The organism is Halorussus lipolyticus (genome assembly GCF_029338375.1).
In the GTDB taxonomy this organism is placed as follows: domain Archaea; phylum Halobacteriota; class Halobacteria; order Halobacteriales; family Haladaptataceae; genus Halorussus; species Halorussus lipolyticus.
Map to the genome: position 1 here is coordinate 1 of NZ_CP119807.1, position 11,414 is coordinate 11,414.

General features: G+C 56.7%; 7 protein-coding genes and 3 pseudogenes. 7 read left to right on the forward strand and 3 right to left on the reverse strand.

The genetic code is table 11. The features are described from left to right. Positions 1-460 precede the first annotated feature (460 nt). Together P2T57_RS19440 and P2T57_RS19445 are read left to right on the forward strand one after the other, a co-directional pair. On the forward strand, positions 461-1,333 hold the full coding sequence (locus P2T57_RS19440; RefSeq protein WP_276302673.1) for a ParA family protein: 873 nt from the start codon (positions 461-463) through the stop codon (positions 1,331-1,333). Beyond that, entirely contained in the window at positions 1,330-1,710 is a 381-nt protein-coding gene (locus tag P2T57_RS19445) for a DUF7970 domain-containing protein (RefSeq protein ID WP_276302638.1), read from the forward strand. The genes P2T57_RS19440 and P2T57_RS19445 overlap by 4 nt, the downstream gene beginning before the upstream one ends. A 110-nt stretch (positions 1,711-1,820) precedes the next feature. Here the strand turns inward: P2T57_RS19445 and P2T57_RS19450 are convergent. Continuing rightward, positions 1,821-2,374: pseudogene (locus P2T57_RS19450) on the reverse strand (IS6 family transposase); the annotation flags it as partial. 67 nt (positions 2,375-2,441) lie between these two features. Between P2T57_RS19450 and P2T57_RS19455 the strand changes: the two are divergent. Next, a pseudogene (locus P2T57_RS19455) lies at positions 2,442-2,777 on the forward strand (DUF234 domain-containing protein); the annotation flags it as partial. A gap of 39 nt (positions 2,778-2,816) precedes the next feature. Here P2T57_RS19455 and P2T57_RS19460 read toward each other — a convergent pair. Continuing rightward, the gene (locus P2T57_RS19460; RefSeq protein ID WP_276302639.1) at positions 2,817-3,137 is read right to left on the reverse strand and encodes a hypothetical protein; all 321 of its coding nucleotides are present in this window, start codon (positions 3,135-3,137) and stop codon (positions 2,817-2,819) included. A gap of 650 nt (positions 3,138-3,787) precedes the next feature. Here P2T57_RS19460 and P2T57_RS19465 point away from each other — a divergent pair. The 4 genes from P2T57_RS19465 (at position 3,788) to P2T57_RS19480 (ending at position 8,896) form a co-directional block, all read left to right on the forward strand. Beyond that, positions 3,788-4,165 (forward strand): winged helix-turn-helix domain-containing protein, encoded by a 378-nt coding sequence (locus P2T57_RS19465; protein ID WP_276302674.1) that lies wholly within the window; start codon positions 3,788-3,790, stop codon positions 4,163-4,165. After that, the gene (locus P2T57_RS19470; protein WP_276302640.1) at positions 4,162-4,437 is read left to right on the forward strand and encodes a DUF7521 family protein; all 276 of its coding nucleotides are present in this window, start codon (positions 4,162-4,164) and stop codon (positions 4,435-4,437) included. Before P2T57_RS19465 ends, P2T57_RS19470 begins: the two co-directional genes overlap by 4 nt. Before the next feature lie 193 nt (positions 4,438-4,630). Continuing rightward, entirely contained in the window at positions 4,631-7,225 is a 2,595-nt protein-coding gene (locus P2T57_RS19475) for an efflux RND transporter permease subunit (RefSeq protein WP_276302641.1), read from the forward strand. Positions 7,226-7,744: 519 nt separating this feature from the next. Further along, positions 7,745-8,896 (forward strand): tyrosine-type recombinase/integrase, encoded by a 1,152-nt coding sequence (locus P2T57_RS19480; RefSeq protein WP_276302642.1) that lies wholly within the window; start codon positions 7,745-7,747, stop codon positions 8,894-8,896. A 203-nt stretch (positions 8,897-9,099) separates the two neighbouring features. Here the strand turns inward: P2T57_RS19480 and P2T57_RS19485 are convergent. Beyond that, positions 9,100-11,187, reverse strand: a pseudogene (locus P2T57_RS19485) (minichromosome maintenance protein MCM). Between the last annotated feature and the right edge of the window lie 227 nt (positions 11,188-11,414).

The window sequence follows — 11,414 nt, forward strand, 5'->3', positions numbered from 1 at the left end:
GACCTCGATGGATGGCTCTCGACGCTCCAAGTAGCAACTTCCGAACCCACAACTGCGTCCTCAAATGACCAACCGGAGTTCGTGGTGCTTGGTCGGCGACCGAAGTAGCTCAGTCTCCAACCAGCAACCGCTGGGAGTATTTTGCAATCAAAATAGGGGCGTTGAGACAGCCTTTATTATTGGAGGGTCAGTCATCGCCGGTTCATACTCCCAGCTAAATACACTAGTAATACTGTCTAGTAATACTACCTTGTTTTACTTCTCAGAATCACTGTCTGGTCATACTCTCCCGTTTTACTGATTAGTACTACTATGTGGTGTGGCCTTCGGGACCTACCTCATTGCCGCTTCCGAAGGCATCGACAGCATCACTACTCAGTCTTACTGCCCAGTATTACTGATTAGTGTTACTGATTTGTCTGACGCGTATTTTTATAGTGGCGGTGAGATGCCAGTACTGATGATCTCGTACACCGTTTGGAGTGAAGCAGGCGGCATCGGCAAAACAACGACAGCCACCAGTCTCGCCGCCGCCCACGCCCGCCGCGAGCAAGACGTCCTCGTTATCGACATGGACCCACAGGACGGCGGCCTCACCCATCACTTCGGTGCTGAAGACCACCGCAAAGACCCCGATGTGGACAACCTCGTCCGCCATCTCGTCGAACGTCCGAAAGGAGACTTCCGAGACATCATCCGCACCGTGGAAGACGGCATCGACCTTGTTCCCAGCCACAACATGCTCAGTGACCTCGAACAGAACCTTTCCCGCGCGGCGAAGATGGAGGAGTCGATGCACGACGCGAACTACCGCTGGCCGAAAGAAAAACAACTTCGCCGCGTCCTCGCTGATGCCGACATCCCAAGCGAATACGACGTAATTATCGTCGACCCGCCTGCGACGGTTGGTCAACACCTCTACAACGCAGTCTACGCCACCTCGAATCTCCTCATCCCCGCTGAACTCTCCCCGAAAGGGAAGCAAAGCGTAGACGGACTCCGTGACGTTGTCGACGGCATCGAGAACACGCTCGGCGATATCGAGGTTGGGGTTCTCGGAGTCGTCCCAAACAAGGTCTCTGATACGAACCTCCAGCAGGAATACGAACAGCGACTCGCCGACCAAGACCTCCCCGTCGCACCCGTCTCGATTCGAGAGCGCGGGTCGATGTTGAGTACAGCATGGGAACACCAAGTTAGCGTCTTCGAACTCGCCGACAATGACGACTATCGGAGCCTCCGCGACTACGAGGAGCAGACCCTAGAGAAGTTCCACCAACTCGCCGACTACATCACCACGCAATTTGAAGCCAGCAAGGAGGTGGAAGCATGAAATCCGGAGCTTCAGATCCATTTGCTGACGACGAGGAACCGACTGAAGAGACAGTACAGGATACGGACTCGGTATCTAAGCAATCAACTGACCCAGTTGAACTGGACGATACAGATAGTAATACTGGTCAGTTTAACCGGTCAGACTTACCATTTAAACTCCGTCGTGAGAGGGTGAAAGACGAACGAGATAACGTCCACCAATTGTTCGTCCAAGATACGACTGAAGCAGACGAACAGGACGCTCGCCGCGACCTCGACGACCGCTTCGACGAAAGCGTCTACAAACTTGACGTCCGCGAAGCAATTTACCTTGCCGGAATGCAGAATCTCGACGACGCCGAAGATATTCTCCGTGAGTGGGGCTACGACCTGTAGCCCACTTCTGCTAACCAATATTGGAGCTAGTTGCACATGCTATCATTGGTTAGTCCCAGTTCATTGTCGGCCCCATCATTTCTGTGTCACTTCCGTAGAAGGGGCACTGTCTAGTTTTCCTCCTCAACTGGCGTGCGTTCATCGAGTGCTTGGTGGGGTCGCTGGAAGTTATAGTAATGGTCAAACGACACAAGCCACTGGCGGACGCTCCGCCGACTGCCGACCCACGACGAATGGAAGCGGTCAATTCTCATTTTGAGGGCGTGAAACCACTTTTCGATATAGTTTCGGTCAACATATTCAAGGTGACTGCTCAATCCTAATCGAGAGAGGGCAGTCAGATAGCCTGCGCCATCGACCAGAAACACGGTCTATGAACAATCGTGTTTCTGGGTGAGGCCGTGGAGGAACGTAGCCGCTGGATCGGTGCCTCGCCGTCCAAACAGGGCAACATCGAGCAGTACCTTCGTATCAAGGTTGATTGTAGCGTACACCCAAGCCACTCACCGTTAATCCGGACAGCGGTCTCGTCGACCGCGACCCGCGTCGGCGTCGCCGACGGCGGGTCGCCAACGCTGTCAGCCAGCCGATGCACCCAACTCCAAACCGCTCCATGCGACCGTTCAACGCGGAGGAGCCCAAGAATCGCTACTGTTTCTCTGAGCAGGTCTGCGAGTTGCATGGACACCAATCGCTACGACCTGCTCGTTTCTCAAACTACCCTAACTAGACAGTGCCCACTCCCCGAACTGTATCCCGACGAACTGTTCACAGATATTGGCCGTTGGTGGTACAAAGAATACGACGTGGACGTCGTTGGTCTCACAGTCGATGGAACGATGGTGACTGGCGAGTGCAAGTTTACGACTAGCCCGCTTGACTATAACACGCTTGCATCGCTCGAAGAACATACGCGGGAAATTCGCTGGTCGCCTGACAGCGGTGATGTAACCCAGAAGTCCGCTCTTTTCGCCCGAAATGGTTTTACACAGTCAGTTCGAGACGTAGCAACCGAACGCGACGATCTCCGATTGTTCGACCTCGAAGAAATTGTAGATAGTTTTTGATAGCTATAGCATACAAATCGATACGTTCGATCTTCGAATTTACCCCACTACGATCAGCCTGTTCGCTTTCTCGATACAACTGGAAACCAGTAAATCCGGTTGGATGACGCTGGAGGGCGTCGTCGGCTCGTCGAGAATGAGCGGCGGAAGCGACCCCCGGTCGCCACCATGCTTTTCGGCGACGAGGCGGTAGATACCCGCCCGGAGCGCGAGATTGACGATAGCACGTTCGCCACCGCTCGCGTTGCTCGGGCCTTCGAGTTCGTTGTCGTCGCGCAAGAGCTTGATGTTGTACTCGTAGCTATCCTTCGACTCTTCTTGGCTGATTACGACCTGCTGGTAACTGCTGTTCTGGTACACCTCGTTGAAAACCTCGTTCGTGAACACTCGGAGTTTCTGGAGGTAGTCTTCGCGGAGGTCCGATTTCGCCCGCCGGTATACTGTGATTAGCTGTTCTACCCTTCTGTACTCAGCAAATCGCTACGTGCTACCGGGATGACAGCCCCTGCAACTACGGAGTGTCCTGCCCGTCGATGATGCGGCGAAGACAGTGTGGATGGTCATTACCACATCAAGCATAGTCGTCATTGTCGCACCTCGGCTCTCAATTGTGCGACAGTCGAAATGGGGTGCGCAATAGGCGTTTTTATGCTTGATCCTACACATCCCGTATCTCGTGGGTTGACTCGATTACTAGCTCCGTGTGTCATCAGTCGATTATTCGAGGGGGGAATATACACCAAAGGAGGTGTCTCCGAGTCTGGGCTAGCACTTGTAAGCGACCAGAAACAGCATTAACGCACCAGAGCGTGCTATTCCAGCAACTTGGGAATAACCGGTGAATCTAAACCCATCGCGCCGAAAGAATTGAACACCACAAAATACGCTGTCCATGAAATACCGTAGCACATCTACGATATATAGTACCTGAGATGACCGAACAAAACGTTGACCCGAATCGTCTATCACTAATTCCGTCGAAGAATTCATTCCGCAATTCATTTACTGAAATGGATCGATGGTCGTCCGAGGAACTCGACGAACCCGACCTCCCGACGGTGTTGAAACCCCTTGACGACGACAAATGTCGGACCATACTCACGTTACTGGCCGAACCGAAATCTGCCAGCGAACTCTGTGAGGAGTGCGGACTCTCAAGTTCGACGGTGTATCGGAAGCTCGACTTGCTCCGTGAATCGATGCTTGTCCGTGAATACACCGAGGTTCGACGTGACGGACCCAACGCGACTCTCTACGAACGCGATTTTACGGACATCTCAATTAGCGTCACCGATGACGAGTTCACGATAGAGGTATCCCGACCCAAAGAAGACCCAGAAGACCGCATGGCAACGTTCTGGTCTGCAATGAAGGAGGAATCAAAATGAACCTCTCTATCGTGTTACTCGGCGTCGTGAAGATCACTGCCCTCATTCTCGGGGGAATTGTGTCTCTGATGGCGTACAGAGCATACAATCGCACACGAATCGCGGGCCTCCAGTTCTTTGCGATAGGATTAGCAGTCATCACACTTGGAACGTTTCTCGTCGGAGTCTTCCATCACATCGGTGGGGCGTCTACTATCATCGGGATGACTCTTGAGAGTGTGATCATCAGCATTGGATTCGTCGTGATGATCTACGGACTCAATCAAACGTAGAATTCGGTCTGTCGTCGCCGACGGTCGTTACCCAGCAGGGACGTTCGAAGCTACGACTGGCTCTCCCACATCTTGGGACACTTCCATCGCTCCTTATCAATCCCCATCGGAATGTGCGTATGGACACGTCCGATACAGAACGCAGTCAATTAGCCATCGTATTTTCTGGTATAGCTGGGGGTGTCGGTAATCGATGAAGCGAAGCCCTACTTCTGAGTACGCGGATCTCGTCGCATCGCGGAGCAGATTGGTAATCGTACTGTTGCTCGTGATCAGTGCCGTCGTTGGTGCTGGCGCGATTGTCGGCACCACTGGGGAAGGCCAGATCGGCCAAGCCGGCATCGATTCTCCGGAACAGGCGGCACTTGACCGTATTGAAGCGACGTACGAGACGGACGATACAGTTGTTGCACAGGTTGTTATCAGGGACGAGGGAGGGAACGCTCTCACCCGCGAATCCTTACTTAAAAGTCTCCGTCTTCAGCAGGAGCTCCGAGAAAACGAATCAGTCAATGCGACACTTCGTGACGGAACGGGGATGGTCGGCATTGAGAATATCGTTGCGAACGTTGCGTACGCACAGAGTAGCGGTTCGTCAGCTATCGCCAATGATTCTGGAAACAATACGTCGGTGGCAAGACAGGGTCAGTCGTCAGCACCGACACTTGACCAGCAGATCACAGCACTTGAATCCAGCACCGACGAGGAAGTCGAAACGTATCTCAGCCGAATCCTCGACCCAGACGCGTCTGTTCCCGGCAACGAGCCAACTCAATTTCTGCCGACGGATTACGAATCAGGGACGACGAGTGCAGACGCGAGAACGACTCTCGTCTTTCAGCAGAGTCCGAGCAGTTCGACTACAACCACCGAATCGGTGAACGATGCACAGTTGGTCATCAGCTCTCTCGTCGAGAAGCGCTTCGACGATGCATTCGTGTTCGGGCAGGGTCTCATCGATGCGGAATCCTCGCAGGCCATCGGCGACACGTTCATCATCATCACGCCCGTCGCAATCGTTCTCTTGCTCACCGTCCTCACGATTGCCTACCGGGACCTCATCGACGTTCTCGTGAGTATATTCGGCGTGGCCGTCGTGCTGGTGTGGTACGCTGGCATACAGGGGTGGCTCGGGATTCCGTCGAATTCGACCCTGATCGCTGTTCCGTTCTTGCTTATCGGTCTTAGTATCGATTATTCGCTCCATGTCGTCATGCGCTACCGCGAAGCCCGAGAGGGAACGCTCGACACCGACGATGAGAACGTCGGTCGACGAGACCCCACGACATCGATGCGTCTCGGAATCGCTGGGGTCGTTCTCACCCTCGCTACCGCCGCGTTTTCGACGGCTGTCGGGTTTCTCTCGAACTACGTCAGTCCGCTGGGCTCAATTCAGGATTTCGCCATCCTGAGTGGTGTGGGAATCGTCGCTATCTTCGTCGTTTTCGCCGCACTTGTCCCAGCTGTCAAACTCGAACTCGAACGGTTTTTCGACCGCCGTGGCCGCGACCGGCATACCCCCGCCGTCGGCGTCGGTTCGGGCCGACTGAACCGTGTTCTCTCGGGTACCGCTACGCTTGCCCGGCGAGCCCCCCTCGTCGTCATCGTTCTATCGTTGCTCCTCGCTTCCGCAGGGACGTACGGCGCGACAAGTATTGACACCGAGTTCAACCAAGCCGATTTCATCCCGCAGGATGCACCGTCGTGGATGGAATCTCTCCCGGAACCGTTCGCACCCGGTGAGTACGAGGTAAGTGAGAACCTTGCATACCTCAGTGACAATTTCCGCCAACGTGGAGAGAGATCAGAAGGTCAGATACTGATACGTGGAAACGTGACCGCGCCAGCACTCCTTACCGCGACCGACGATGTGGTCCGCAATACGAACAGTAGCGGGACAGTTGTCGTCGGTTCCGATGGAAGAGCAACTATCGAAAGTCCAACGTCTGTCCTTCGAGCTGTCGCTTCGGAAAACCAAACGGTAGCGGATGCAATCGTAGCCCGTGACATAGATGGTGATGGCCTCCCAGACAGAGATGTCGCCGCAGTCTATGACCTGCTGTTCGATGTTGCCCCCGAACGAGCATCGTCGGTTCTCTATCGTGCCGAGAACGGGTCATACGAATCTGCACGGCTAATTGTCGGCGTGCAGGGAGACGCCTCGGCTCAGTCGATAGCGAGGGACGTACGGGACATCGCCTTGACCATTGAGCAGGACGCCCCAGTACGAGCGATTGCAACGGGTGGTCCGGTCATCACTGCCGTCGTCCAAAGTGCGCTGTTCGAAACGCTCGTCGAAGGATTCGCTATCACCCTTGGGGTCATTCTTGCTCTTCTTATCGGTATGTACTGGTGGCGGTACCGCGCGCCGGGGCTGGGTGTCGTGACGCTCGCGCCCGTCCTAATCGCGCTCGCGTGGTTGCTTGGCACCATGTCCGTGCTCGAGATCCCATTCAACAGCGAGACCGTCGTAATCACGAGTTTAGCGATTGGTCTCGGCGTGGATTACAGCATTCACGTCAGTGAGCGGTTCATCGATGAACGCGCTCGCCACGATTCGCTCGCCGAAACGCTGGGGACAGCCATTGAGGGAACTGGTGGTGCGTTACTCGGAAGTGCGGTGACGACTGCGGCAGGCTTTGGGGTGCTCGCACTGGCGCTGTCACCCCCACTCCAACGCTTTGGCATCGTCACAGGATTGAGTATCGTCTACGCGTTCATCGCGTGCGTGACGGTACTTCCGTGTCTGCTCGTGGTTCGAGAGCGCGTACTCACACGAGTGGCCTGAGTATCTCCTTGGGACGTACACGCGTTCGTCGTTCCACATGGGGCTGTAATTTCTCAACTGGGTTGATCACTTTGCGATTCCGCGACTATTCTGAAGTATGGCCGATTGTGCACACCTGCTCACGGGAGTGCACGAGGGACTATCTACTCCGTGTCTGTGTTGAAGTTGACGCGAACACCATTGATTCCCGGCCGCAGGCTACACATTGGAAGGTTGGTGGTTTATAGGGATCCAAACGCAGAATATGTAGAATTCGGGCGACACACATTTCATATATCATAATAAAATTTATCAAATGTTCTTCGGGCATAATCCGACTGTTTTCAGCACTTTCAGGCCCTCGCTCGATAGATGGACGTTCTACTTGCGCCACTTATGATTAGAACATGAATCACAAGTAAATATTTGTACCCCGACGCCCTCGGGACAGCACGAGAGCGCCGAATCGGGAACCGGTGGCCTTCTCGGTCTCCTCGACCTCCTTGGCCGGAAACCCAGATTCGGCGGGACAGTAGACCCATGCCCACGCCAAAGTCCGACTGCTCGCTCGACGCACCGCTCGCGGATTTCCTCACCGACAAGAGCAAAGGCAACGACTCGGGGAACTACCGGCGGAACGCCGAGCGCGTCGTCCGCGAGTGGATTTCGTGGACCCTCGAGGAGCGAGGCCCGGACTCCTTCGCCGCGCTCGACGTGGACGACCTCGAAGCCTACGCCCGCCACCTGAAACGCCGGACGAATCACTCAGACGGTCTCGCGGCGTCCTCGGCGCGGAAGTACTACGACTACGTGCGGGCCTACCTTTCGTGGTGCCAGCGCCGTGAATACCTCACCGACAACCCGGCAGCGAAAGACCGCGCGACCGACGCGCTCCCCGACGACGACCAGCGAAGCGACCACACCCAACAGTTGTGGTCGCCAGAGCAACGCTCGGCGATTATGGAGTACGTGAACGAGCGTGCCTATGAAGCAATAGACGAGCAGGGCGGAGATGCACTCGCAGAGGTGCGCGACCGGGCGTTCGTCGCCACCATCGCCTACTCGGGCGTCCGCGGCGGCGAGGTCCTCCGCGACCGTAACGACGACCGGCGTGACGGCGTGCGCTGGCGGGATATAGACCTCAACCGAGGGACTATGACGATTCTCGAAAAAGGCTCCCAAGAGTACAAAGAGACAGGCGTCCCTGAGCAGGCTGTCTCGGCGCTCGACCGCTGGAAGTACGTGTTCGACCCACCAAGCGGGGAGTGGCCGGTGTTCCCCTCGCTACATACACCGTCGCTCTCGCAGGCTGTCCGCGACGGACTCGAAGCAGACGGCTACAGCGATAAGAAAATCAAGGCGAAGCGCGAAGACGCGACGGCCTTGGAAGTCTGCTACGCGGAGGACATCGCACCGCCCGCGTTGACGACGGCGGGCGGCCGGAACCTCATGAAGCGCCTCTCAGAGGCCGCCGACGTGCCCGACCTCGACACCGAGAACGGCGAGTATCTGGAACTCCACGGCGGGCGTCGAGGCGCTGGTGACACGCTCGTCCGCGAAAAGGGCTGGGAGCAGGCCCAGAACCACTTGCTTCATGCCGACCCGAAGACGACGATGGACGCATACTCGCATATCTCGGCCGAGGAGACTGCCGAGGAAGCGACCGACGCTTTCGAGAACGCCGATAACTGACTTCCTCCGCGGCTACGCCGCACGGCGATTCGCCAAAAAGGGAATGCGGGCGCACACCCTTCGGCGACACATGGGCTGGGGAAGCATCGAGGCGGCCCTTGACTACATCTAAATGGAAGCCGACGATATAGAAGACGAACTTAGTCGAATCTTCGACTCAAACGGCAAATGCTGAATTGGTGCAGAGCTACTTCAAAACCGAGCTACGTCGTTATGAGATGGTCGGTAGAAGGCTCAAAGACTTCTCCTTTCTGCTTGAGTTTGTCTATTTCGTGTTCAGCCTTCGATTGCTCCATGCCAATTTCGCTGGCACGCGCCATTACTTCGTCAACTGGCACGCCCCTCTCGTAGTCATCTTCCATATCGGCGATAAGATGTTTTAGACTCTTAATCCGGTCACGCTGGCTTTTCGCAGTTCCAGTTTCAACTACGTCGGCGTCGAACTGTCCCGTCTCGGGGTCAACGCCGAGGTCTTGCAGACACGAACGCGTAATCTCAACTGCGCGCTCGGCGTCCTGCACTTCCACCTCGTCCGACAGGCGAACGCGGGCGCTCGCCTCCGCCAGTCGAACCAGAGCCTCCAGCTTCCGCGCAGTCACGGGCACAGGAGCGTCCTCGTCAGCCCCTTTGTTCCGGAGGTCCACGTAGAAGTCTCGAATCGTCTCCATCGCGTCGTCGGTCATCGTCGGGAAGCAGTTCCGGCAGGCGTAGGCGATGTGCTTCCGGAGGAGTTCCGCGTCGATTTCGGGTACGACCGTCTCAACCGCGTCTTCTACGTCCGACTCGGAGATGTTCGGCGTACTCATCTCTGACCGTTGGGTATGCAGTTCACCCGCGTAGTTCGCCTGCAAGACGTGTTCAGCAAGCTGTTTGTCGTCCTCTTCGTCGGGTTGGTCGGTGACGGTGAACAGGAGGTCGAACTGCGAAATCAAGCCGGGTTCAAGGTCCACCTGCTCGCCGATGGGTTCGTACTGGTCGAACCGGCCGTACTTGGGATTGGCCGCTACGAGGACCGCCGCCCGCGCGTTCAACGTCGTCTGGACCGACGCCTTGCTTATCTCGACAATCTGGTCTTCAAGGACGGTTTCGAGTGCCTCGTGTTCGTCAGCGGAGAACTTATCGAGGTCGTCGAGTCGCGCAACACCCTTGTCTGCGAGTGGGAGCGCGCCAGCTTCGACTGTCCACCGTTCTTGGCCACCGGTGCGCTCCATCGACGCCGTAAGCCCGACTGAGGAGCTTCCAGTGCCAGAGACCGAGACGGTCCGGGGCGCGAGGCGGCCCGCGTAGTCGAGTAGGCGACTTTTCGCCGTGCCGGGGTCGCCGATAAGCCCGACGTGGAGGTCGCCCCGAATCCGTGAGTCATCGGGGAGGTGCTTGGTGACGCCCGCGAACAGTTGCAGGATGATGGCCAGTTTCTGTTGCTCGTAGCCGTAGACCGTCGGCGCGTAGGAGTCAACCATTGCCTCGTAGAGGTCGGTGCGCTGGCTGAGTTCCACTATCTCTTTCTTGTCTTCGTCGATGAGGTCAAGGTCGAGATACCGACCGTCCGTGCTGGTGATGGATATGCCATCGAGGTACTTGTCAGGAAGCGTCGCGTCGGTGCGCTCGCCCTCGCCGAGCAGGCGGAGAACGCCCGTGACGGTCACGGTGTCACCCGGTGTGACCGTCCTGGTGATATCGTCCTCGATGTAGACCTCGATGCTCACGCCGTCGTCGGCCGTCGCGTCTGTCGGGCGCTGTTTCACGACGAGCGTCTGGGCGTCTACGAACTCCGACTGGTCGTAGTTGATCTCGAACGGCCCCTGTCGCTCGCATCCTTGGCACTCGTGGGGTTCCTTTCGGCCGCCACTCCCGCTCTGGGGAATGAAGGTCAGCGTCCCGCATCGCTGTCACTCGAAGGCCCCTTCTTGGAGTTCGCTTCGGACCTCCAAGGCGCGCTCAACGGTGCCCTCAACCGCGACGAGCGTGTTGACGTGCCGGGACCGAATGTCGCGGATATTCGTCGTCTCGCCGAGGTTCTGGACACGGACGTGTGCCTGCCCGAGGCTCACGTCCACCGGGAGGTCGTAGAGGCGGAGGGCCTCCTCGGCATACTCCTGTAGCTGTTCGGGTTGGGAGAGGTAGTCGTCGGCGAGGTCCGAATCGTAGCGATAGAGGTCGGTCCAGTCGATGTAGAGCGACCGCTGTTCGTTAGGGTAGTTCTGGGCGAGTTGCCCGATTTCGTCGCTGTAGTACCGCCGGTAGAACTGTTCAAAGTGGTCGATAAGTTCGGTGTCTACCGCTCGTGCCATCCTGCGGGGGAAGTGTCCCCACGGCTATAATTGTTCGTAAAGTTGGAGGAAAGTGGCTTAATTGGTCTACGACCACCTTCTCTCGAATGCGATGGAGATTGAATCGGCGCTCGGGTACGAGGTCGAGTAGTGCGGCCCTAACGACGAAGGCTCACTTGAGACAGAGTACGCCCGGATTCAACATCTGCATCCGAACTCGGCGACCTACCGGCACGTCTCCGAAGCGC